The sequence below is a fragment of the Kurthia senegalensis genome, assembly GCF_000285595.1.
Classification (GTDB): Bacteria; Bacillota; Bacilli; order Bacillales_A; family Planococcaceae; genus Kurthia; species Kurthia senegalensis.
In genome coordinates this window covers 1-23,200 of the sequence record NZ_HE611074.1, presented here as the reverse complement: position 1 = coordinate 23,200, position 23,200 = coordinate 1, and the positions used below count along the sequence as shown (strand labels likewise).

The following is a 23,200-nucleotide window of genomic DNA, read 5'->3' as shown; positions in this document are numbered from 1 at the left end:
ATATCGGAGAAATGAGCTTTGGCCACTAGAAGCGGTCAGAGCCTTTTTCTGTATTTAGAACTAGGAGGTACACAAGATGGAGGCATTACGTAATTTACTCGTACAAGATTCACATATGAAAAATTTCATAATGGATTTGTCAGAAGGAATGACAGAAACACTCGTGACCGGTTTGTCGGGTAGCGCGCGTCCAGCGATGATCGAAACGATGTACCATGAACTGGAAAAATCGATTTATATTTTGACGCCGAACTTATTACAAGGGCAAAAAATGTACGATGATTTAGTGAAATTAATTGGAGAACAGGACGTTCATTATTATCCAGCAGACGAATTCATCGCAGCGGATATGGCAGTAGCAAGTCCAGAATTACGTTCAGCGCGTATCGAAACGTTGGATCATCTTGTGCAAGGAGAGCGCGGCATTTATATTATTCCGATTGCGGGTATGCGCAAAATGATGCATTCGAAAGAGCAATGGTTGAAATTACGTGTCACAGTTGAAGTGAGTGAAGATGTCGATATTGATGCACTACTTCAACAACTTGTCGTAATGGGCTATGAACGTAGCGATATGGTGACGACGCCAGGAGAATTTGCGGTACGTGGAGGCATTATCGATGTGTATCCACCGTATATGGAAATGCCTGTACGAATTGAATTATTCGATACGGAAGTGGATTCAATCCGTACGTTTTCTGCAGACGACCAACGTTCAATTGATACGCTTGAAAAAATTACGTTATTACCAGCAGCTGAATTTATTTTGACTGTGGAAGAACGTAAGTCGTTAGCGACTCGATTAGAAACGGCATTAGCAGCAAGCTTGAAAAAAGTGAAGAATGAAGAAACGAAACAATTGTTAGTCGAAAATATTCAAGGGGATATCGCTTTATTACAACGAGGCGAACTACCGGAATATACGAATCGTTACGGTTCTTTATTGTATGAAAATCCAGTGTTTTTAGGCGATTACTTTGATGCGAATGGACTCGTTTTATACGATGAACTCGGTCGTGTACAAGAAGTGATGGAAGCGTGGAGTAAAGAAGAAGAGGAATGGTTTTTATCATTAATCGAAGACGGTAAAATGGTGCATGCGGTGAAACCTTCCTTCACATTAAAAGAAATTATGGCAAACATTTCGCAACAAACGCTGTATTTCACATTGTTTGCGCGTACGTTTTCTGGTGTGCGTTTTCATAAAACGGTTGCTTTTTCATGTAAACCGATGCAACATTTCCACGGACAAATGGCGATGTTGCAAAATGAAATGGAACGTTGGCTGAACAGCAGCTTTACGGTTATGTTCATGACGGAAGATGCGGAACGCTTACCGAAAATCCAATCGATGTTTGAAGATTACGATTTACACGTGCAGCTAGGTGAACCGAAAGGCACGGGCATCTTTGCGGTTGCTGGTAATTTATCAGCTGGTTTCGAATTGCCATTGCAACGCATCGCAGTCGTGACAGAGGAAGAATTATTTAAACAAAAACCGAAGAAAAAAACACGTCCTCAAAAAATGACGAATGCAGAACGAATTAAAAGTTATACGGAAATTAAACCAGGTGACTACGTCGTTCACGTTCATCACGGGATCGGTAAATATATCGGCATCGAAACATTAGAAGTCGGGGGTAAACATAAAGATTACTTAAACATCGTTTACCGTGCGGATGATAAGTTGTTCGTTCCTGTAGATCAAATTGATTTGATTCAGAAATACGTAGCAGCGGAAGATAAAAAGCCGAAGCTACACAAACTCGGTGGCACAGAATGGCAAAAAACGAAACGTAAAGTATCGTCTGCCGTACAAGATATTGCGGATGATTTAATTAAATTGTATGCGAAGCGTGAAGCGGAAGTAGGCTTTGCTTATTCACCGGATAGCGATGAAATGCGTCAATTTGAACTCGCATTCCCTTATGAAGAAACGGACGATCAATTACGAACGATTCGTGAAGTGAAAGCGGATATGGAACGAGCACGTCCAATGGATCGCCTCGTTTGTGGTGACGTAGGATACGGGAAAACGGAAGTAGCTATTCGTGCGGCGTATAAAGCGATATTAGATGGTAAACAAGTAGCCTTTTTAGTGCCGACGACTATTTTGGCACAGCAACATTTTGAGACGTTACAAGAACGTTTCCAAGACTTTGCTGTAAATGTTGGGATGCTTAGTCGTTTCCGTACGAGAAAGCAACAAAATGAAACGATTAAAGGATTAAAAGAAGGTACGGTAGACATCGTCGTTGGGACGCATCGTCTCTTATCGAAAGATGTTATTTATCAAGATTTAGGATTGCTTATTGTCGATGAAGAACAACGTTTCGGCGTGACGCATAAAGAGCGTATTAAAACATTACGTACGAACGTCGACGTCTTAACGTTAACCGCGACACCAATTCCTCGTACGCTGCACATGTCGATGGTCGGTGTGCGTGATTTATCTGTCATTGAAACACCACCCGCAAACCGCTTCCCAGTCCAAACGTACGTTATGGAATATAACGGTGCACTCGTACGCGAGGCTATCGAGCGTGAAATGGCTCGCGGTGGGCAAGTGTTTTACTTACACAATCGCGTAGATGATATGGCTCGTGAAGTAGAAAAAATTCAAGCACTCGTACCCGAAGCCCGCGTTGGACATGCACACGGTAAAATGACCGAACGAGAGTTAGAATCGATGGTTTACGGCTTTTTAGAAGGTGAATACGATGTGCTCGTGACGACGACGATTATTGAAACGGGTGTCGATATTCCGAATGCGAATACGCTGATCGTGAACAATGCAGATCATATGGGGCTTTCTCAGTTGTATCAATTGAGAGGGCGCGTTGGACGTTCAAATCGTGTCGCGTATGCGTACTTTATGTACAAAATAGATAAAGTGTTAACGGAAGTATCAGAACAACGCTTACAAGCTATTAAAGAGTTTACAGAGCTAGGCTCAGGATTCAAAATTGCGATGCGTGATTTATCGATTCGTGGTGCAGGGAACTTACTCGGTGCACAACAACATGGTTTCATCGATTCTGTCGGTTTCGACTTGTATTCTCAAATGCTTGAAGAAGCAGTGAAAGAACGCCAAGCAGAAAGCAAAGGCGAAGTCGTTGTGAAAGAAATTGATCCAGAAATCGTGTTACCTTACGATGCTTATATTCCAGACGAATACATTCCAGATGGCTATCAAAAAATTCAAATGTACAAACGAATTAAAGCGATTGACGGAGAAGAAATGTATACGGAAATGCTCGATGAATTACACGACCGCTTCGGTGATATGCCGAGTGAGACAGAGCGTCTAATGCGCATTGCTTTAATGCGTGCGTATGCGATTCAAGTGGGTGTGGAATCAATTAAAGAGAAAAACAAAATCGTTCGCATTCAATTTTCAAAAGAAGGCACGAACCAAATCGACGGAGCGAAAATCGTTTCCGATTCGATGCAATTTGGTCGTGCAGTCGGCTTTTTATATGAAGGCAATCAGTTAGCATTGACAGTCGATGAACGCAAAATAACAGGATTGTTGCCATTTGATTTATTAGAGAAATTAATGAAATCGTTACCAGATGCTTTAAAAGAAAAATAAATGCGTATAAAAAAGAAGGCAGTTCGCTCTAGGCGATGCCTTCTTTTTTTTCATGAAGATGTTACTTTTTATAATTCATTTCGTTTAATAAGTCTAAGTTGTGATTACGTTTTGGCAGTTGTTCAAACGATTCATCGCGCTCTTCTGAAAGAAGTTCACGACGCCCATCGGGTAGTAACCGATATCGACGAATGTAGCCATCTTTCTTCTCTGTAATAATACGAGAGGCACTAGCCGCTTGTAAAGAGGCGGCGAATACGTTGGACGATTGGCGATTTGAAGCTGTACGGTTATACGAAGTCGTATTTTGAAAAGAACTTACTTTTTGAAGACGCATATACATCACTCCTTTTCTTACACTATCGGCAACGACACTTATTTTTTCAGACGAACATGATATATTATAAGGACGAATCTTTTTTAGAAAGGAACGACATTATGGCACAACAATCGGGGATGAAAAGCTATGTTAGTGGCGTCGCTTTATTGACGCTCGCGATGTTATTCGTGAAAGTGTTAAGCATGGTGTACCGCATCCCGTTTCAAAATTTAGTTGGAGATGAAGGGTTTTACATTTATCAACAAGTGTATCCGTTCGTCGCATTTTTTGTAACGTGGACGGCGAGCGGTCTTGCGATTGCTGTCTCGCGTATTTTGGCGGAAAGTCCACACACGTCTAAAACGCTTATTCCGATTATTTTCCGTTATTTAAGCGTCGTTGGCATCGTGCTATTCATTTTATTATTTAGTTTTTCTTCACTTTTTGCGGAAATGATGGGCGATTTACAATTGATGCCGCTGTTGAGAATCGGTAGCTTCGTCGCGTTAACGATTCCATTTTTAGCAGTTTATAAAGGGATTGCACAAAAAAATGGTGATATGAAAACACTCGCGACGTCACAAGTAGTCGAACAAACCGTTCGGGTCTTCCTTATTTTATGTAGTGCCTACGCGTTAGTATATTGGCATCAATCACTTTATACGGTAGGAGCTTTTGCAACGTATGCGACCGTATTAGGCGAAGTTGTCGGTATTTTATGGTTGATTTGGTACGTACAAAATAAGCAAACGACGGATCAAAAACAACGTCTTCCTCGAAAAGAAAAATTACATATCGTGAAGCGATTAACGATTTATAGTATTGGTATTAGCTTAAGCAGCTTACTATTGATTTTATTTCAACTCGTCGACTCTTTCACGGTTTTTGAGCAGTTAAAAGACTCAGGGATGGCGATAATAGAAGCAATGGAAACGAAAGGCATATACGACCGCGGACAACCGCTCGTGCAAGTCGGTCTCGTCCTTGCTTCATCATTAGCGATGGCAGTTGTACCGCTTATTACGATTGAAATGAAGAGACGTCGCGTACGAGAAGCAGAAAAATATATGCGTCTGACATTTAATGTGTCCGTGATGATTGGGGTTGCAGCCACTGCAGGATTAATCGCTGTTATGCCGTATATGAATACGATGATGTTCAAAACAGATGTGCTTTCAGGCGTCCTTAGTTTATTCGTAGTACAAATTGTTTGGCTATCGATTATTATGCCGATGATGGCGGTTCTGCAAGGTTTAGGTTATACAAAACATCCTTCTCTATTGCTCATTGCCGGTTTAATCGTTAAACTTTTATGTAATGAACTATTTGTAGCATCGTTTGGAATTATCGGTGCCGCTGTTGCGAGTAACCTCGGATTAGCGCTTAGTGCAATCGGGTTGTTGTTGTTTTTGAAAAAAGTAACGACCGTGCAATTTTTACAAAAATCTTTCGTCATAGGATTAAGTATTGCTACAGTTGGCATGTTGATTTCCGTCGGTATTTGGGAGATGCTTAGCATTTATGCAACGAATCAACTCGGAATGCACGAACGATGGCAAGCGACAATCGTGGCGTTAAGCGGCGTAGGCATTGGCGCATTCGTATTTTTACTCATTGCTACAAAAAGGGAAGTATTATCTGTACGTGACTGGTTTGTACTACCGTTTGGTAGGAAAGTAGCTGCCTTCCAGCTTTACGTCAATCGCAATAAAAAATAGAGAAACAGGTGAATGAATATGCATCAAATTACAGTTATAGGTTTAGGAGCAGGGGATTTTGAACAATTACCGATGGGCGTTTACAAAACATTAAAAAACGCTGAGAAAATTTACGTTCGTACGAAAGAACATCCCGTGTTAGATGAATTAGCAAAAGAAGGCGTAGCGTTTGAAAGCTTTGATTTAATTTATGAAAAACACGATGAATTTTTACCCGTTTATAAAGAAATCGTGGATACATTAAAAGGCTACGCGGCTCATGATGATGTAATTTATGCCGTTCCCGGACATCCACTTGTTGCAGAAATGACGGTTGAGTTGTTAATTGAAGAAGAGAAACAAGGCAATGTTCAGCTGAAAATAGAAGGTGGACAAAGCTTTTTAGACGCTGTTTTTGCAACGCTTAAAATTGATCCGATTGATGGATTCCAATTAGTCGATGGCGCGACTTTTTCAATCCACCATGTGAATATGTACAATCATTTATTAATTGCACAAGTGTACGATCAATTCAGTGCTTCTGAAGTGAAGTTAACGTTAATGGAAAAATATGCACCAGAATATCCGGTTACAATCGTGACAGCTGCAGGTTCAAGTGCAGAAGAAGTCATTACGGTACCGCTACATGAGTTAGATCACGTGGCGAGCATCAGTAACTTAACGACGGTATACGTACCACCTGTGAAGGAGCGTAAAGAAGCGCTTCGTGAGTGGTCTACTTTCCGTGATATTATGTCGACAATGCGCGGTGAGAACGGCTGTGATTGGGATAAGGCACAAACGCATGAAAGTATGAAACGTTATTTATTAGAAGAAATGCACGAAGCAATCGAAGCAATTAATGAACAAGATGATGAGCATATGATTGAAGAATTCGGCGATTTATTAATGCTCGTATTCATGCTTGCACAAATTGGCGAAGATGATGGTTACTTCAACTTAGAAGATTTACTTGAAGGAGCTGCTTCGAAAATGATGCGACGTCACCCACACGTATTTGGTGATGTCGTCGTAAATAGCGTGGAAGAAATCAATGCAAACTGGGAAAAAATCAAAAAAGAAGAGCATGCGAATGATGATACGGCAACACCAATTTTAGACGGTGAATACCGTGAAGCATCGTCTCTTCAAACGTCATACAATTACCAACGACGTGCGGCAAAACTTGGATTTGAATGGCCAGAAGAAAATCAATTTTGGTGGAAATTCGAAGAAGAGTTAAGCGAATTTAAAGAAGCAGTAAAAAATGATACGAATAAAGTAGAGGAGTTTGGCGATGTGTTAATGACATTAGTAAACGTTGCTCGACTTTACAAAATATCAGCAGAAGATGCGATGTTATTCGCAAATGCAAAATTTGCAAAACGTTTCGGTGCACTTGAGAAAAAAATTCAAGCAGAACAAAAGCAATGGGAGGACGTTTCAATTGATGAAATGTTAGAACTATGGGCAATTGTGAAGGAGGAAAAATAATGCGTTTAGATAAGTTTTTAAAAATATCTCGTTTAATTAAACGTCGTACACTTGCGAAAGAAGTGTCAGAGCAAGGACGTATTACGATCAACGATAAAGTAGCGAAACCGAGTACGAAAGTAAAAGCCGGTGACGTATTAGCGATTCGTTTCGGTCAAAAAATCGTGACGGCTCGTATTGAAATGTTGAAAGATATCGTGAAAAAAGACGAAGCACATTTGATGTACGAAATTTTAAAAGAAGAAAAGTTAGAAAAAGTAGAAGTTGCTTTTATTGACGACGAAGATTAAAAAAGATGAACCCGATTATACGTAATCGGGTTTATTTTTTTGTAGAAACGGGAAAAACATAAAAAATATGAATTTTAGACACAATTCATATTTCCTATTTTTACAAATTTCATTGATGATACTTAAAGTTTTATATATTATCCGATATAATGATTGCGAAAGAGAGTTGATACATATGACGAACAACAAACAACAAAAAAAACCTCAACCATTGCACCCGGAATATGTGAAGAAGCAACAAAAGAAAGCTAGGGGCGAAAAGAAACAATTTCATATCGTACGAAACCGTTTAGCTGTCATGCTTGGGTTGTTTGTTGTCATCATTGCAACGCTCGGTTATTCATGGCATGAGCAGAAACAAACATTAGAGCAAAAAGAGCAACAAAGAGTAGCTGTTGAGCAAGAATTAAAAGACCAAAAACAGCAAAAAGAAGAGCTTGAAAATGAAATTAAACAATTAAATGATGATGAATATATTTCACAATTAGCACGTGAAAAGCTATTTTTATCTAAGAAAGGTGAAGTTATTTTCACCCTTCCTAAAGATGATGGAAAGAAAGACTAAAATTTAAATTCAGTAAATTCGTGTTGTTGACACGCTATTTTTGTTAGTTATAATTAGTAGGTAGTTGTGTATAATACACACAAAAACGATTATATTGATGGACTTACGAGTCGCTTAAATTCTAAGGAGGAGCATTTTTTTTATGTCAATCGAAGTAGGCAGCAAAGTACAAGGTAAAGTAACAGGTATTACAAATTTCGGAGCGTTCGTTGAACTTCCCGACAAATCAACAGGTCTTGTGCATATTAGTGAGGTTGCTGACAACTATGTAAAAGACATCAACGACCATTTAACAGTTGGTGACGTAGTTGAAGTTAAAGTGATGAACGTAGAATCAGATGGCAAAATTGGTCTTTCTATTCGTAAAGCAAAACCAGAATCAGAACGTCCGCAACGACCAGAACGTCCACAACGATCACGTAACAACAATCGTGGGGGTAACCGTAATGAACACCGCCCACAACAAGAAAACTTTGAGCAAAAAATGGCACGTTTCATTAAAGATAGTGATGAACGCTTAGCTACTTTAAAACGCGCAACAGATTCTAAACGCGGTGGCCGTGGCGCTCGTCGTAGCTAATAATTAAATAAATTTTACTGTGAAGTTATGACTTCACAGTTTTTTTATACGATAAAATCAAAAAAAGAAGCACTTGCGTGAGCAAGTGCTTCTTTAATATGACCCCTACGGGATTCGAACCCGTGTTACCGCCGTGAAAGGGCGGTGTCTTAACCGCTTGACCAAGGGGCCGTTATTGGTGGCGGCCGAGGGGATCGAACCCCCGACCTCCCGGGTATGAACCGGACGCTCTAGCCAGCTGAGCTAGGCCGCCATTAATAACAACAAAAATAATATTACAAGAGAAACGAAATGACGTCAATTGTTTTTTGAAAGAAAAAATATTTTTTTAAATCAATGGGTATTTTTTTACATTTATTAGGGTATTAATGGCGTAACGAGCGACTTTATCACATGAGATAGGATCGATACGTAGCCATATGAAGATGATTTTCTGAATAAATGCTAGAATGGTAGCGAGGTGAAGAGAGTCATGAAACTTGAAAAGCAAGCGTATGAATACGTGCGCCAATCTCATTTACTACAACCGAATAAATCGGTTGTAGTCGCTTGTTCTGGCGGAATCGATTCCATGGTTTTGCTACATTTCTTACTTGAGAATAAAGCACTCTTTCAAATTAAACATGTAGCAGCGATTCATGTGAATCACATGTTGCGCGGAGAAGATTCGATGCGCGATGCACAATTTGTAGAAGCGTTTTGTGAACGGGAAAATATTCGTTTTTATAAAAAGGCTATTCCGATTCCTCATATCGTTTCGAAAGAGCAAGGAAACGTGGAGGCGATTTGTCGCAGAGAACGCTATGGCTTTTTTGAGGAAGTGATGAAAACGAATCAATACGATTATTTAGCGATGGCTCATCACGGAGATGATCAAGTTGAAAATGTATTGATGGCTTTGACGAAAGGGTTACATAGGAATGGTATTTTAGGTATGCCGAATGAACGTCCATTTTGTGAAGGAATGTTAATTCGACCATTTTTATCGTGTACGCGTCATCAAATTGAGGAATATGCAACGCGTCATCAAATTGCGTTTCAAGAAGATTATACGAATTCAGAAGATGAGTATTTACGCAATCGTATGCGCCATCACGTCGTTCCATTATTAAAGAAAGAAAATCCAAAAGTAGTCGAAGCGATTCAAGTGTTCACCGAACGTAAAAAGGAAGATGAGCATCTTTTACAACAGCTTGCGATGCAAAAATATCATGAATTGATATTCACTCCGAAAAATGGAATGCTCGGAATCCATTTAATTGGCTTCAGAAGGCAACCCGTTGCTTTACAAAGGAGAATCATTCAACTACTATTAAATTATCTTTATAAAGATATTGCGATTGTACAAAGTTATACGTTAACGGAAAATATTTTACAACTTGCCATGATCGTGGAAGGCAATAGTACAATTCATTTGCCGAAAGACTTCAAGATGCATCGTCAATATGATCAACTCATTATTGAAGCATCTCAAGAGGAGCCACAAGCGACTTTGTTGCCGACAGTTTCTTTTAATGAATGGATTTCACTGCCACATCATTTAAAACTATACATAGCGACCGAGCAAAAGGTTTCTTTTGCGGAGGGACGCATGTATTACGCAAACTCATCAGAAATTGGCCGCGCATTTCAAGTTTGCACTCGTCAAGAAGGTGATCGAATCGTCGTATTAGGCATGACGAAACCAAAGAAAGTTTCTCGTATTTTAATCGATGAAAAGATTCCGGAAGCAATGCGTGATACGTGGCCAATATTGAAAAAAGAAGATGGCGAGATTATCGCCGTCATCGGTTTGCGCGTGAGTCATTATTTTTCGAAAACAAAGCGACCGACAGACGATTTATTGTTAGTTGTCGACCGTGACACTTTGTAATGCTATATACAATCAAGGAGGAACAGACAGTGCTTCAAAACGACATTGAAGAAGTATTAATTTCAGAAGAACAACTGCAAGAAAAAATTCAAGAATTAGGTGCGCAATTAACAGCGGAATATCAAGATAAATTCCCTCTTTTAATTGGTGTATTAAAAGGTGCTATGCCTTTCATGACCGATTTAATGAAACGTATTGATGCATATGTAGAAATCGACTTCATGGATGTTTCAAGTTACGGTAACGCAACTGTATCATCAGGCGAAGTAAAAATCTTAAAAGATTTAAACACAAGTGTTGAAGGTCGTGACATCGTCATCATTGAAGATATCATCGATAGCGGCTTAACTTTAAGCTACTTAGTAGAACTATTCAAACACCGTAAAGCAAAATCAATTAAAATCGTAACATTATTAGATAAACCAACTGGACGTAAAGTAGATCTACATGCTGATTTCGTCGGCTTTGATGTACCAGACGCATTTGTAGTTGGTTACGGATTAGATTATGCAGAACGCTATCGTAATCTTCCATATATCGGTGTACTTAAAAAATCTGTTTACTCATTCTAATAAAAGAATGTGACGGATAACGTTCAATTGCTTGAAAGTTCGCGATTTTGAGAGCTTTTCATTTGTACGTAAAAATCGGCATATGATAAGATTTATTATAGTTTTTCTGTTTACCTTATGAGGAGGCTAGGGATGAATCGAATATTTCGATACACCATACTTTATTTATTAATTTTCCTTGTGATTGTTGGTATTTTTGGGACATTTAACAACAAAAATCAACCGACGAAAGAATTATCATATCACGAGTTTGTAACGGCATTAGATAAAGGACAGTTGAAGGAAGCGACTATCCAACCAGACAATTTAGTGTACGTTGTTAAAGGTACGTTAGAAGGATATTCAAAAGGTGAAAGCTTCGTAGCGAACGTCCCTGTAGACGATCAAGGCTTAATGGATGATATCCGTAAAGCAGCGAAAGACAACACAAATATTGACTTCGAGCAAGCACCTGAAACGAGTGGTTTTGTTCAATTCTTTACTGGGATTATCCCATTTGTGATTATTTTTATTTTATTCTTCTTCTTAATGAACCAATCTCAAGGCGGTGGAAACCGTATGATGAGCTTTGGGAAAAGCAAAGCAAAACTGTATGACGATCAGAAGAAAAAAGTTCGTTTTACAGACGTTGCAGGTGCAGATGAAGAAAAACAAGAACTTGTCGAAGTTGTTGATTTCTTAAAAGATCACACGAAATTTGAAAAAATCGGTGCACGTATTCCGAAGGGGATCCTATTAGTGGGCCCTCCTGGTACCGGTAAAACATTACTTGCACGTGCTGTCGCTGGTGAAGCTGGCGTACCATTCTTCTCGATTTCAGGTTCTGACTTCGTGGAAATGTTCGTCGGTGTCGGCGCAAGTCGTGTACGTGACTTGTTTGAAAATGCTAAGAAAAATGCACCATGTATTATTTTCATCGATGAAATCGATGCTGTCGGTCGCCAACGTGGCGCCGGTGTTGGTGGTGGTCACGATGAACGTGAACAAACATTAAACCAATTACTAGTTGAAATGGATGGTTTCGGTCCGAACGAAGGGATTATTATTATCGCTGCGACGAACCGCCCAGACATTTTAGATCCAGCATTGCTTCGTCCAGGTCGTTTTGACCGTCAAATTACGGTTGGACGTCCAGACGTAAAAGGTCGTGAAGCAGTACTTAAAGTGCATGCTCGCAAAAAACCTTTAGATGAAACAGTTGATTTGAAAGCAATTGCCCAACGTACACCAGGTTTCTCTGGTGCTGATTTAGAAAACTTACTAAATGAAGCAGCACTCGTTGCAGCACGTAGTAATAAAGAAAAAATCGACATGGGTGATATTGATGAAGCAACAGACCGCGTCATTGCGGGTGTTGCGAAAAAAGGTCGCGTCATTTCTAAGAAAGAACGTAATATCGTTGCGTATCATGAAGCAGGACACGTTGTTGTCGGTTTAACGCTTGATGAAGCAGAAAAAGTTCACAAAGTTACGATTGTTCCTCGTGGACAAGCGGGTGGTTATGCAGTAATGCTTCCGAAAGAAGATCGTTACTTTATGACAAAACCAGAATTACTTGATAAAGTAGCTGGTTTACTTGGTGGTCGTGCAGCCGAAGATATTACTTTCGGCGAAGTATCAACAGGTGCACACAATGACTTTGAACGTGTGACAAGTATTATTCGCTCAATGGTTACTGAGTACGGTATGAGTGATCGTATCGGTCAGTTGCAATATACGAGCAAACAAGGGGCTGGCGGTAACATGTTCCTAGGTGGGGACAGTAGCTCAGCATTCTCGGATGCCATTGCAAAAGAAATTGACGAAGAAATGCAACGCATGGTTAAAGAACAATATGCTCGTACGAAAGATATCTTAATAGAGCGTCGCGATTTACTTGAACTAATCGCTCAAACGTTGTTAGTTGAAGAAACATTAGATGCTGAACAAATTGAACATCTTGAAAAATATGGTAAATTACCAGAACGCACATATTCAAGCACGCACACAGTAAACTCTACGAAAGCAGATGAAGTGAAAACAGAGTCTACTGAAGAAGATGTTACAGGTGGCGAAGTCGTAACAGAAGATCAAGTGACTCTTACGAAGAAACCTGATCCTTCTGTGAAAGACTTACCGAAAGAAAATGATGCTACTGGAACAAATAATAACGGTATTCAAGAAGAACGAGATTAATTAGTACGTTGAAAGCGACCGAGACGTTAGCGTCTCGGTCGCTTTTTGTATGAAAGGTTTGCTCAAACAGTTTCTTTTGTAATGAAAAGAAATTATGATATGATTCATTCAGAGTTTACGTAATTCTTATAGAAAAGAGGAATTTTAGCATGTCAGATTATTTAGTAAGAGCTTTAGGCTTCGGTGGTAGCGTTCGTGCATTTGCCGTTCGTACAACAGATACTGTAGGTGAAGCTCAACGACGCCATGATACATGGCCAACAGCATCAGCAGCCCTTGGTCGTACGATGACCGCAGCGGCAATGATGGGTGCGATGCAAAAAGGTGAAGACCTTTTAACGATTAAAGTACAAGGCAATGGAGATATGCGTGGCATTGTCGTCGATGCGAACGCAAAAGGTGAAGTTCGCGGTTACGCTGTGAATCCACACGTTCATTTCGATTTAAATGCACAAGGTAAATTAGACGTACGTCGCGCAGTCGGTACAGAAGGTACATTATCTGTCGTGAAAGATACAGGTTTACGTGATTATTTTACAGGACAAGTTGAATTAATATCAGGTGAACTAGGCGAAGATTTTGCTTACTATTTCACAAAATCAGAACAAACACCATCAGCAGTAGGTCTTGGTGTTCTTGTAAATACAGACGATTCAATTCTTGCAGCAGGTGGCTTTATCGTTCAAGTAATGCCAGGTGTTGATGATGAAACAATTACAAAAATTGAAACCGCATTATCTAATATTGAACCCGTTTCAAAAATGATTGAAAAAGGTTATTCGCCAGAAGAGATTTTGAATGCCGTATTAGGTGAAGACAATGTCGACTTTTTAGATACATTACCGATTTCATTCAATTGTTCTTGTTCAAAAGAACGTTTCGGAGAAGCTTTATTAAAAGTCGGAGAAGCTGAAATACAATCAATGATCGATGAAGATCACGGCGCTGAAGCAGAATGTCATTTCTGTATGGAAAAATACCAATATTCAGAAGCTGATTTACAAGAACTTATTGATCAAATTCACGTATTAAAAACGCAACAAGCGGAATAGTTATTTTCAAAAAAGATGCCTTCGTTTTAAGAGCGAAGGCATCTTTTTTTGCTATTTTCTAATAATACAGTTCTTATCAGAGAATTCGTACTTTTCCGTTGACAATTATAAAAGTGCAGAGTAGAATTGAAATATATAAAACCTATTACATTACTAGGGATTAGGAGTGGAAGAAAAAATGACAAACAAAATTGTAAATTCAGTTGCTGATTTAGTAGGGAACACACCGTTAGTAAAATTAAACCATGCTACAGGTCCAAACGATGCAAACGTATACGTTAAATTGGAATACATGAACCCCGGCTCATCTGTTAAAGACCGTTTAGCATTAGCAATGGTTGAAAAAGCGGAAGAAGAAGGTATCCTAAAAGCAGGTAGCACATTAATCGAACCAACTTCAGGTAACACTGGTATTGGTCTTGCAATGATTGCTGCAGCAAAAGGCTACAAATCAGTTATCGTAATGCCAGATACAATGTCTTTAGAACGCCGTAACTTATTACGTGCTTACGGTGCACAATTAATTCTTACTCCTGGAGCAGATGGCATGAAAGGTGCAATCGCAAAAGCGGAAGAATTATCTAAAGAAAATGGTTGGTTCTTACCACAACAATTCGAAAACCCAGTCAATGCAGTAATGCACTATAATACAACTGGTCAAGAAATCGTAAACGCATTTAAAGAAGAAGGTCTTTCAGTAGATGCCTTTATCGCAGGTGTTGGTACTGGTGGTACAGTATCAGGCGTTGGTAAAGCATTAAAAGAAAACTTCGATGGCGTTGAAATTATCGCTGTTGAACCTAAAGATTCACCAGTTCTTGAAGGTGGTAAACCAGGTCCGCATAAAATCCAAGGAATTGGTGCAGGTTTCGTACCAGCAACGTTAGATACAGACGTTTACGATTTAGTAATCGGCGTTGAAAATGAAGATGCTTTCGAAACATCTCGTCGCGTAGCAAAAGAAGAAGGTATTTTAGGTGGTATTTCTTCTGGTGCAGCAATTTGGGCTGCTGTTGAAACAGCTAAAAAATTAGGTAAAGGTAAAAACGTTGTTGCGGTACTTGCATCTAATGGTGAACGTTACTTATCAACTCCTCTATACCACTTCGACGATTAATCATCCGTCGTTTTCAAAAAATGGGTCGTGCTCAAGCGCGATCCTTTTTTTATGTAGGAAAACAGTATTCATCGAAGTCTTTTATGTTATATGATGCACGTATGTAAGAAAAATAATAGAAATTTATTGTTGGAGGTAGCTAGACTTGAGTATCGTGCAATCAAAAGCCTTTTCATTAACGCCTGACGCCTTTTTTTACGGATATCAAAAACAAACAGAAAATCTGACACATCATCTTTTTTTAGAAAGTGGTCGTGGAGGGAAGCAGTCGATCGCCGCTTGGAATCCACTCGCTGTCGTGCAATCGATAGAAGGGGGCATTCATATTAAGTGGCGCGATGGACAAGAAGAAGTGAAGTACGGCGAACCACTTCAACTCGTAGAAGATTTAGTCGCTATTTACGGAACGACGTGTCCACACGATTATTTTTACGGTGGGGCATTGGGATTCATTAGTTACGACTACGTTCGCCAAATCGAAAACATTCCGTCGATTGCGAAAGCGGATATCGCCGTACCGGATCTTTATTTTTACATCGTCGATCATTGGGCCGTACGAGACGTTACGACGAATGAGACCCGTGTGATGAAACTAGCAACGTGTACAATCGACGTTGAACGAGTAGCGCAGTCGTATGAAGAAGCGGCAGCGAGTGGTTTAGCAATACGTAAGTTTCATACGTCACACGCTCTACCTGTTGAAATGGACCAACGTCGCTTAAAATCGATGTCTGGAAAGCAGTTTGAAGAAGCGGTACTAAAAATCCAACAATACATTACGGCGGGCGATGTATTCCAAGTGAATTTATCTGTGCGCCAAGAAGAAAAATTACGCGCATCGTCGATGGACGTATATGAAGCGCTCCGTACGTTCAACCCGTCGCCGTATATGTGTCATATGGCATCACCGTTATTTTCGATTGCATCAGGTTCTCCTGAATTGCTCATTCAAAAATACGGAAATGCTTTATCGACGCGCCCAATTGCAGGAACCCGTCCTCGAGGTGCGAATGATGAAGAAGACTTTGCGCTAGCGAAAGAATTAATTGATAACGAAAAAGAACGGGCAGAGCATGTCATGCTCGTAGATTTAGAACGGAATGATTTAGGACGCGTATCGGAGTACGGCTCTGTGCATGTCGATGAATTCATGGTTATCGAAAAATATTCCCACGTGCAGCATATCGTATCGAATGTAAGAGGAACCGCACGAAAAGATCAAACGAATGCCGACCGAATTCGTGCTGTTTTCCCAGGAGGAACGATTACGGGTGCACCGAAAATTCGTACGATGGAAATTATAGAAGAATTAGAACCAGTCAGAAGGGGTTTGTATACCGGTTCGATTGGCTGGCTCGGCTTTAATGGTGATTTTGAAATGAATATCGTCATTCGAACAGCGTATATTCAAAATGATACGGCATACATTCAAGCGGGTGCAGGTATCGTTATTGATTCTAAGCCGGAAAAAGAATATACGGAATCTCTCAATAAAGCGAAAGCGATGTGGCAAGCAAAACAAATGGCGGAGGTAGTAGACGATGATTTTAATGATCGATAATTACGATTCTTTTACGTACAACTTAGTGCAATACTTCGGCGAACTCGGACAAGAAGTACGCGTCGTACGAAATGATGCGGTAACGATTGAAGACATAACGACACTTGCGCCAGATATGCTCGTCATTTCGCCAGGACCTTGTACACCGAATGATGCGGGAATGAGTTTAGAAATTATTAAAACTTTTGCGGGGTGTATTCCACTGTTCGGCGTTTGTTTAGGGCATCAAGCGATTGCGCAAGTATTCGGAGGAGACGTCGTTCGAGCAGATACGTTAATGCACGGCAAGACGTCCCCGATTTTTCATGAAAATAAAGGCGTACATAATGGCTTGAACAATCCGTACAACGCAACGCGCTACCATTCGTTAATCGTGAAAAAAGAAACGTTGCCAAAATGTTTAGAAGTGACGGCTTGGACGAAGCAAGGAGAGATTATGGGCATTCGTCATAAACAAATGGCAGTCGAAGGTGTTCAATTCCATCCGGAGTCGATTATGACAGAAGGTGGGAAAGCATTATTACAAAACTTTATTGAAACGTACGTGGAGGGGAATTAAATGTGGTGTTTTCATAATGGGGATTATGTAAAAGAAGAAGATTTGCGTATTTCACCGTTTGATCACGGTTATTTATATGGATTAGGTATATTTGAAACGCTTCGTACGTATGATGGCATACCACTTTTATGGCATGAACATTTTATACGTATGGAAGAAGCATTAAAGGCATATCGCATTCAACTCCCTTACACGGAACAGCAACTGCGAGATGTTATAATAGAATTAAATGTGCGAAATGGTACAGAAGACGGTTATTTTCGTGTGAACGTTTCAGCTGGAGAGGCGGGAATTGGACTTGCGCCAACAACGTATCCGTCGCCGAACGTCATTATTTTTCAAAAACCACTTCATTTGCCACCACGTGGTACAGAAAAAGAAGCGGTTTGGCTTGAAACGGTACGCAATTCGCCTGAACAAGCAACGCGCTTCAAATCACATCACTATGCGAACAATGTCGTTGCTCGATTTGAAGTTCCTTCACTTGCAGACGTCGAAGGGTTCTTTTTGAACGAGGACGGGCTAATCGCAGAAGGAATTACGTCTACGATTTTTTGGGTGAAAGATAGTATCGTGTATACACCGTCTCTTTCGATGGGGATTTTACCGGGCATAACGAGAGCGTGTGTGATGCAATTAGTTGATGTCGTCGAAGGTGAATTCCACAGAGAAGCGTTACTCCAAGCGGATGAGTGTTTCATAACGACGTCGATTCAAGAATTGATTCCGATTCGTCGGTTAGGAACGAAGCAGTTCGCCGGGAATCAAGGAGCGGTTTATCAAAACCTTCATGCACGTTATATAGAATGGATAAAGGGGTCTTCATTTTGAATTTACAACACTATAAACGAATGACAATCGATGGACATCTCCTCGATTTTGGGAAAGAAACGTACGTAATGGGTATTTTAAATGTTACACCGGATTCATTTTCAGACGGTGGTCAATTTAATACGGTTGAGAAAGCCGTTGCTCATGCGAAACAAATGGTTGCGGACGGTGCGAAAATTATCGATATTGGCGGGGAGTCAACACGCCCTGGACATACGCCGATTACAGCGGAAGAGGAAATCGCACGAATCATACCAGTTATTCGAGCGATTCGTGCAGAACTCGACGTTTTATTATCGATCGATACGTTTAAAGCAGAAGTAGCGCAAGCAGCTGTTGAAGCGGGTGTCCATATTATTAACGATATTTGGGGTGCACAAAGAGATCCTGCAATTGCGAAAGTCGCTGCTGATCAAAAAGTGCCGATTATTTTAATGCATAATCGAGTAGACGAACAGTACGGGGACGACTTTTTTGCGACCGCGCAAGCAGATTTACGAAAGAGTATTGAAATTGCGAAGCAAGCAGGTGTTCAAGATGAGTACATTTGGCTCGACCCAGGTATCGGCTTTGCAAAAACGCGTCAACAAGATTTAGAAATGATGCGTCATTTAGAACAATTGTGTGAGATGGGCTATCCGGTATTGTTAGCGACTTCCCGTAAACGTGTTATTGGGGAAGTGCTAGACTTACCGAAAGAGGAACGTATGGAAGGCACAGGTGCAACTTGCTGTTATGGCGTTGCAAAAGGTTGTCATATCGTACGTGTTCATGACGTATTGCCAATTGCGCGTATGATGAAAATGATGGATGCATTGAAATAGGAGGAGTAACATGGATTATATTCACATTAAAGATATGGAATTTTACGGCTATCACGGCGTACTCGAGCAAGAAACCGTTCTTGGACAACGCTTTCGTGTCACGCTTGCAATAGCAGTTGATTTACAACATGCAGGAGAAACGGATGATTTAACGGATACGGTTAGCTATGCGGAAGTATTTGAGATTTGTCAAAAAATCGTAGAAGGCAAACCATTTCAATTAATTGAAGCAGTCGCAGAGCATGTTGCAAAAGCGGTTCGCGAAGCTTATCCGACAGCGGTGAAAGGTATTCGAGTAGAAGTGATTAAACCTGATCCGCCAATTCGTGGGCATTACCGTGAAGTAGCGGTTGAAATAACGAGAGGTGATTTTTAAATGGTAACGGCATACATTTCTCTTGGCTCCAATATGGGCGATAAAGAACAAGCGCTGCAGCACGCTGTTCAACTACTGCAAAAGAACGAATACGTTAACGTAACAAAAGTTTCTTCCATATATGATACGGATCCGGTTGGATACGAAGACCAAGATGTTTTTTTAAACATCGTTATTGAAGTAGAGACGACGTTGAGTGCACAGCAACTACTCGTTACTTGCCAAGAAATTGAACAACAATTAAAACGTGTACGCATTATTCGTTGGGGTCCGAGGACCATTGACCTTGACATTTTGTTATATAATCATGAAAATATTGAAACAGAGACATTAATTGTGCCGCATCCACGTATGCACGAACGCGCATTTGTTCTCGTACCTTTAATGGAAATCGCAAAAGACGCCGTATTACCTACAACAGAGCGCACTGTCGCAAGCTATTTAGAAGAAGTAGGGCATGCGGGCGTCCGCGTATTTAAAGAAATTGATGATGTAGAAGGTTTTATTCATTCATAGGACGCAAGAAACATTGTTTTTTTGCTTGAAACAATAGATGTACTCATTTTGAGGAGGAACTAGTTTGGCTTTAAATCAAACGCCATTTAAGATTGGCGATATCGAAATGGATAATCGTGTCGTACTAGCCCCGATGGCTGGTATTTGTAACTCGGCTTTCCGTTTAACGGTAAAAGAATTCGGCGCAGGTCTCGTTTATGCGGAAATGATTTCCGATAAAGGAATCGTGAAACGTAACAAAAAAACGATGAGCATGCTTTATATTGATGAACGTGAAAATCCACTATCTTTACAAATTTTCGGTGGAGATAAAGAAAATTTAGTAGAAGCAGCTAAGTATGTAGATCAACATACGACAGCGGACATTATCGATATTAATATGGGTTGTCCTGTTAATAAGATTATTAAATGTGAAGCGGGCGCTAAATGGTTGCTTGACCCGAATAAAATTTATGAGATGGTATCTGCTGTTACGGATGCTGTAAGTAAACCTGTATCTTGTAAAATGCGTATCGGCTGGGATGAAGATCATTTATTCGCAGTTGAAAATGCACAAGCTGCAGAGCGCGCAGGTGCTTCTGCAATTGCGATGCACGGTCGTACACGTGTACAACAATATGAAGGAAAAGCAAACTGGGATATTTTAAAAGAAGTAAAAGAAAATATTACGATCCCATTTATCGCAAATGGGGACGTTGAAACACCAGAAGACGCCCACCGCATTTTAGAACATACAGGTGCAGATGGCGTTATGATTGGACGTGCTGCTTTAGGGAATCCATGGATGATGTACCGCACCGTTCAATATTTAAAAACAGGTCAACTCGTAGCAGAACCAGGTATTCGTGAAAAAATGAACGTATGCTTATTGCACTTTGAACGCCTAATGGCACTAAAATGTGAAAAAGTAGCGGTACTTGAAATGCGTAACCACGCATCATGGTATTTAAAAAATCTTCGTGGTAACGGGAAATACCGTAAAATGATTAACAGTGCACAAACAGAAATCGAATTCCGTGCAATTATTAATCAAGTTATTGAAGAAGGCGAAAAAGCAGAAGCAGAAGGAACATTATATATCAGCTAATGTTTTTTAGAGAAAAGGACGCAAGGCGATAGTGGCGACTTTTTTCATTTCTGCTATTATAGAGTAGTCAGACTTTCAAATAATTTAGTCAGAAACAGTGAATATACACCGTTTATTGTGTACAATAATAAATATTATGGACTGTTTTTTGGAACAATACTAAGGAGTGAAATAATCGTGGCAGAAGAAATCAACGACCAACAACAGGTTCGACGCGACAAAATGGATGAAATCCGTTCACAAGGCATCGATCCGTTCGGCCATCGTTTCGATCGTACACATTTAACTAGTGAAGTACGTGAACAATACGCTGAAACAACACAAGAACAATTTGAAGAAAATCCTGTAGAAGTAGTATTAGCAGGACGCATTATGACAAAACGTCGTAAAGGGAAAGTAACATTCGCAAACATTAAAGACTTCGGTGGACAAATTCAAATTTACGTACGTAAAGATGTAATTGGTGAAGATCCTTACGAAATCGTGAAAAAAGCAGACTTAGGTGATATCATCGGTGTGAAAGGGAACTTATTTAAAACACACGTAGGTGAATTAACACTTCGAGTTACTGAATTCACATTCCTTTCTAAAGGTTTACGCCCATTACCAGAAAAATTCCACGGCTTACAAGATGTTGAACAACGTTACCGTCAACGTTACTTAGATTTAATTACGAGCGATGAAAGCATGAAAACTTTTGTAACACGTACACAAATCATTAGTGCAATCCGTTCATTCTTAAATAAAAAAGGTTTCTTAGAAGTAGAAACTCCAATGCTTAATGCTGTTGCAGGTGGTGCAGCTGCACGCCCATTCGTGACGCACCACAATGCATTAGACGCTCAAATGTACATGCGTATCGCAATCGAACTATACTTAAAACGTTTAATCGTTGGTGGTATGGAAAAAGTTTATGAAATTGGTCGCGTATTCCGTAACGAAGGTGTATCAACTCGTCACAACCCAGAGTTCACACTTCTTGAGTTATACGAAGCATATGCAGATTACGAAGACATAATGAACTTAACAGAAGATTTATTCGTACATGTAGCTGAAGAAGTACTTGGTACAACTCAAGTACAATACGGCGAAGATATGATTGATTTATCTAAAGGTTGGAAACGTCTACACATGGTTGATGCTGTTAAAGAAGCTACAGGCGTTGACTTCTTCCAAGAAATGACGAAAGAAGAAGCACAAGCTTTAGCGAAAGAACATGGTATCGCTATTAAAGATACGATGGAAGTTGGTCATATCATTAATGAATTCTTCGAACAAAAAGTAGAAGAAACATTAGTACAACCAACATTCGTTTACGGTCATCCAGTAGAAATTTCTCCATTAGCGAAGAAAAACCCTGAAGACCCACGCTTTACAGACCGTTTCGAACTATTCATCGTTCGTCGTGAACATGCGAATGCATTCACAGAGTTAAACGATCCAATTGACCAACGTCAACGTTTCGAAGCTCAAATGGTAGAAAAAGAACAAGGCAACGACGAAGCACATGATATGGATGAAGATTTCTTAGAAGCTTTAGAATATGGTATGCCGCCAACAGGTGGTCTAGGAATCGGTATTGACCGTATGATTATGTTATTAACAAATGCACAATCAATTCGTGACGTACTATTATTCCCATTAATGCGCCAACGCGGTTAATTCATATGTAGGAAAGAGGAAACCTTTAAAGGTTTCCTCTTTTTTTAATAGATCGATTCTAGTTATATAGAAGGAAATGAGAAGTTAGAAGTGGGGGAATGAAACGTTTTGTTAAATAGCGAATATACTTGTGGAAATAGCAATAAAAGACATAAAGATTTGTTGCATTTTACGTATAATTACATTAAAATAATATTTAGTCGCCAAGAGAGTTTTAATAGTTGAAACATTCCTGTGTGATGTGTATAATAAAAAAGTTGCTGAAATAAGCACTTAAAAATATTTTAAAAAGTTGTTGACTTTATTGTTCCTACTTGATATAATATTTAAGTCGCTAAGAGGTGACGCTAACTTAATTAAAAAACTTTTAAAAAGAAATGAAAAAAGTTCTTTACAAAAGAAAAAAGTTATGTTAGAATAATTAAGTCGTCAAGTAAACGACTTAAAAAATGAAC

Annotated in this window: 20 protein-coding genes and 2 tRNA genes; 19 read left to right on the top strand and 3 right to left on the bottom strand. The window is 39.8% G+C overall.

Annotated features, from left to right (window positions below; translation table 11 throughout):
- The first annotated feature begins 76 nt into the window (after positions 1 to 76).
- On the top strand, positions 77 to 3,595 hold the full coding sequence (mfd, locus tag KSHG_RS15090) for a transcription-repair coupling factor (RefSeq protein WP_010309091.1): 3,519 nt from the start codon (positions 77 to 79) through the stop codon (positions 3,593 to 3,595).
- 61 nt (positions 3,596 to 3,656) lie between these two features.
- On the opposite strand, the gene KSHG_RS15085 is transcribed toward mfd, so the two are convergent.
- Positions 3,657 to 3,932: a hypothetical protein gene (locus KSHG_RS15085; RefSeq protein ID WP_010309087.1), complete on the bottom strand. Its 276-nt coding sequence runs from the start codon at positions 3,930 to 3,932 to the stop codon at positions 3,657 to 3,659.
- A 101-nt stretch (positions 3,933 to 4,033) separates the two neighbouring features.
- Between KSHG_RS15085 and KSHG_RS15080 the strand changes: the two genes are divergently transcribed.
- The 5 genes from KSHG_RS15080 (at position 4,034) to KSHG_RS15060 (ending at position 8,540) form a co-directional block, all read left to right on the top strand.
- Positions 4,034 to 5,632 (top strand): putative polysaccharide biosynthesis protein, encoded by a 1,599-nt coding sequence (locus tag KSHG_RS15080; protein ID WP_010309082.1) that lies wholly within the window; start codon positions 4,034 to 4,036, stop codon positions 5,630 to 5,632.
- 18 nt (positions 5,633 to 5,650) lie between these two features.
- Positions 5,651 to 7,105 (top strand): bifunctional methyltransferase/pyrophosphohydrolase YabN, encoded by a 1,455-nt coding sequence (yabN, locus tag KSHG_RS15075; RefSeq protein ID WP_010309078.1) that lies wholly within the window; start codon positions 5,651 to 5,653, stop codon positions 7,103 to 7,105.
- Positions 7,105 to 7,395 carry an RNA-binding S4 domain-containing protein gene (locus KSHG_RS15070; RefSeq protein WP_010309074.1) on the top strand — a complete coding sequence of 97 codons (291 nt, stop codon included), beginning with the start codon at positions 7,105 to 7,107 and terminating at the stop codon, positions 7,393 to 7,395. Before yabN ends, KSHG_RS15070 begins: the two co-directional genes overlap by 1 nt.
- Positions 7,396 to 7,570: 175 nt before the next feature.
- Positions 7,571 to 7,960 (top strand): FtsB family cell division protein, encoded by a 390-nt coding sequence (locus tag KSHG_RS15065; RefSeq protein ID WP_010309070.1) that lies wholly within the window; start codon positions 7,571 to 7,573, stop codon positions 7,958 to 7,960.
- 142 nt (positions 7,961 to 8,102) lie between these two features.
- On the top strand, positions 8,103 to 8,540 hold the full coding sequence (locus KSHG_RS15060; RefSeq protein ID WP_010309066.1) for a S1 domain-containing RNA-binding protein: 438 nt from the start codon (positions 8,103 to 8,105) through the stop codon (positions 8,538 to 8,540).
- A gap of 99 nt (positions 8,541 to 8,639) precedes the next feature.
- Here the strand turns inward: KSHG_RS15060 and KSHG_RS15055 are convergent.
- Together KSHG_RS15055 and KSHG_RS15050 are read right to left on the bottom strand one after the other, a co-directional pair.
- Positions 8,640 to 8,711 (bottom strand) — tRNA-Glu (locus tag KSHG_RS15055).
- Between the two features lie 5 nt (positions 8,712 to 8,716).
- Positions 8,717 to 8,793, bottom strand: a tRNA-Met gene (locus KSHG_RS15050).
- A 219-nt stretch (positions 8,794 to 9,012) separates the two neighbouring features.
- Between KSHG_RS15050 and tilS the strand changes: the two genes are divergently transcribed.
- The 13 genes from tilS (at position 9,013) to lysS (ending at position 22,745) form a co-directional block, all read left to right on the top strand.
- The gene (tilS, locus tag KSHG_RS15045; RefSeq protein WP_010309062.1) at positions 9,013 to 10,413 is read left to right on the top strand and encodes a tRNA lysidine(34) synthetase TilS; all 1,401 of its coding nucleotides are present in this window, start codon (positions 9,013 to 9,015) and stop codon (positions 10,411 to 10,413) included.
- Between the two features lie 29 nt (positions 10,414 to 10,442).
- The gene (gene hpt / locus KSHG_RS15040; RefSeq protein WP_010309059.1) at positions 10,443 to 10,985 is read left to right on the top strand and encodes a hypoxanthine phosphoribosyltransferase; all 543 of its coding nucleotides are present in this window, start codon (positions 10,443 to 10,445) and stop codon (positions 10,983 to 10,985) included.
- A gap of 132 nt (positions 10,986 to 11,117) precedes the next feature.
- Positions 11,118 to 13,160: an ATP-dependent zinc metalloprotease FtsH gene (gene ftsH / locus KSHG_RS15035; protein ID WP_010309056.1), complete on the top strand. Its 2,043-nt coding sequence runs from the start codon at positions 11,118 to 11,120 to the stop codon at positions 13,158 to 13,160.
- A 149-nt stretch (positions 13,161 to 13,309) separates the two neighbouring features.
- The gene (hslO, locus tag KSHG_RS15030) at positions 13,310 to 14,212 is read left to right on the top strand and encodes an Hsp33 family molecular chaperone HslO (RefSeq protein WP_010309053.1); all 903 of its coding nucleotides are present in this window, start codon (positions 13,310 to 13,312) and stop codon (positions 14,210 to 14,212) included.
- Positions 14,213 to 14,390: 178 nt separating this feature from the next.
- Positions 14,391 to 15,329 (top strand): cysteine synthase A, encoded by a 939-nt coding sequence (cysK, locus tag KSHG_RS15025; protein ID WP_010309051.1) that lies wholly within the window; start codon positions 14,391 to 14,393, stop codon positions 15,327 to 15,329.
- A gap of 145 nt (positions 15,330 to 15,474) precedes the next feature.
- The gene (locus tag KSHG_RS15020; protein ID WP_010309048.1) at positions 15,475 to 16,890 is read left to right on the top strand and encodes an anthranilate synthase component I family protein; all 1,416 of its coding nucleotides are present in this window, start codon (positions 15,475 to 15,477) and stop codon (positions 16,888 to 16,890) included.
- Positions 16,871 to 17,449, top strand: coding sequence for an aminodeoxychorismate/anthranilate synthase component II (gene pabA / locus KSHG_RS15015; RefSeq protein ID WP_010309043.1), 579 nt, complete (start codon positions 16,871 to 16,873; stop codon positions 17,447 to 17,449). The genes KSHG_RS15020 and pabA overlap by 20 nt, the downstream gene beginning before the upstream one ends.
- Complete coding sequence (gene pabC, locus KSHG_RS15010) at positions 17,450 to 18,280, top strand: aminodeoxychorismate lyase (protein ID WP_010309041.1); 831 nt, start codon at positions 17,450 to 17,452, stop codon at positions 18,278 to 18,280.
- Between the two features lie 20 nt (positions 18,281 to 18,300).
- Complete coding sequence (folP, locus tag KSHG_RS15005) at positions 18,301 to 19,104, top strand: dihydropteroate synthase (RefSeq protein ID WP_407635309.1); 804 nt, start codon at positions 18,301 to 18,303, stop codon at positions 19,102 to 19,104.
- Between the two features lie 10 nt (positions 19,105 to 19,114).
- Positions 19,115 to 19,480: a dihydroneopterin aldolase gene (gene folB, locus KSHG_RS15000; protein WP_010309036.1), complete on the top strand. Its 366-nt coding sequence runs from the start codon at positions 19,115 to 19,117 to the stop codon at positions 19,478 to 19,480.
- Positions 19,481 to 19,996: a 2-amino-4-hydroxy-6-hydroxymethyldihydropteridine diphosphokinase gene (gene folK / locus KSHG_RS14995; protein ID WP_010309033.1), complete on the top strand. Its 516-nt coding sequence runs from the start codon at positions 19,481 to 19,483 to the stop codon at positions 19,994 to 19,996.
- Between the two features lie 106 nt (positions 19,997 to 20,102).
- Positions 20,103 to 21,083: a tRNA dihydrouridine synthase DusB gene (dusB, locus tag KSHG_RS14990; RefSeq protein WP_042232350.1), complete on the top strand. Its 981-nt coding sequence runs from the start codon at positions 20,103 to 20,105 to the stop codon at positions 21,081 to 21,083.
- A 177-nt stretch (positions 21,084 to 21,260) separates the two neighbouring features.
- The gene (gene lysS, locus KSHG_RS14985) at positions 21,261 to 22,745 is read left to right on the top strand and encodes a lysine--tRNA ligase (RefSeq protein WP_010309027.1); all 1,485 of its coding nucleotides are present in this window, start codon (positions 21,261 to 21,263) and stop codon (positions 22,743 to 22,745) included.
- Positions 22,746 to 23,200: the final 455 nt, after the last annotated feature.

Bases quoted from the DNA above. Each gene is read 5' to 3' on its own strand.
- mfd (WP_010309091.1), top strand. From the start codon at position 77: ATGGAGGCATTACGTAATTTACTCGTACAAGATTCACATATGAAAAAT.
- tilS (WP_010309062.1), top strand. From the start codon at position 9,013: ATGAAACTTGAAAAGCAAGCGTATGAATACGTGCGCCAATCTCATTTA.
- KSHG_RS15080 (WP_010309082.1), top strand. From the start codon at position 4,034: ATGGCACAACAATCGGGGATGAAAAGCTATGTTAGTGGCGTCGCTTTA.
- folP (WP_407635309.1), top strand. From the start codon at position 18,301: ATGACAATCGATGGACATCTCCTCGATTTTGGGAAAGAAACGTACGTA.
- hslO (WP_010309053.1), top strand. From the start codon at position 13,310: ATGTCAGATTATTTAGTAAGAGCTTTAGGCTTCGGTGGTAGCGTTCGT.
- folK (WP_010309033.1), top strand. From the start codon at position 19,481: ATGGTAACGGCATACATTTCTCTTGGCTCCAATATGGGCGATAAAGAA.
- pabC (WP_010309041.1), top strand. From the start codon at position 17,450: ATGTGGTGTTTTCATAATGGGGATTATGTAAAAGAAGAAGATTTGCGT.
- pabA (WP_010309043.1), top strand. From the start codon at position 16,871: ATGATTTTAATGATCGATAATTACGATTCTTTTACGTACAACTTAGTG.
- KSHG_RS15070 (WP_010309074.1), top strand. From the start codon at position 7,105: ATGCGTTTAGATAAGTTTTTAAAAATATCTCGTTTAATTAAACGTCGT.
- cysK (WP_010309051.1), top strand. From the start codon at position 14,391: ATGACAAACAAAATTGTAAATTCAGTTGCTGATTTAGTAGGGAACACA.
- folB (WP_010309036.1), top strand. From the start codon at position 19,115: ATGGATTATATTCACATTAAAGATATGGAATTTTACGGCTATCACGGC.
- dusB (WP_042232350.1), top strand. From the start codon at position 20,103: ATGGATAATCGTGTCGTACTAGCCCCGATGGCTGGTATTTGTAACTCG.
- KSHG_RS15085 (WP_010309087.1), bottom strand. From the start codon at position 3,932: ATGCGTCTTCAAAAAGTAAGTTCTTTTCAAAATACGACTTCGTATAAC.
- yabN (WP_010309078.1), top strand. From the start codon at position 5,651: ATGCATCAAATTACAGTTATAGGTTTAGGAGCAGGGGATTTTGAACAA.
- KSHG_RS15060 (WP_010309066.1), top strand. From the start codon at position 8,103: ATGTCAATCGAAGTAGGCAGCAAAGTACAAGGTAAAGTAACAGGTATT.
- KSHG_RS15065 (WP_010309070.1), top strand. From the start codon at position 7,571: ATGACGAACAACAAACAACAAAAAAAACCTCAACCATTGCACCCGGAA.
- ftsH (WP_010309056.1), top strand. From the start codon at position 11,118: ATGAATCGAATATTTCGATACACCATACTTTATTTATTAATTTTCCTT.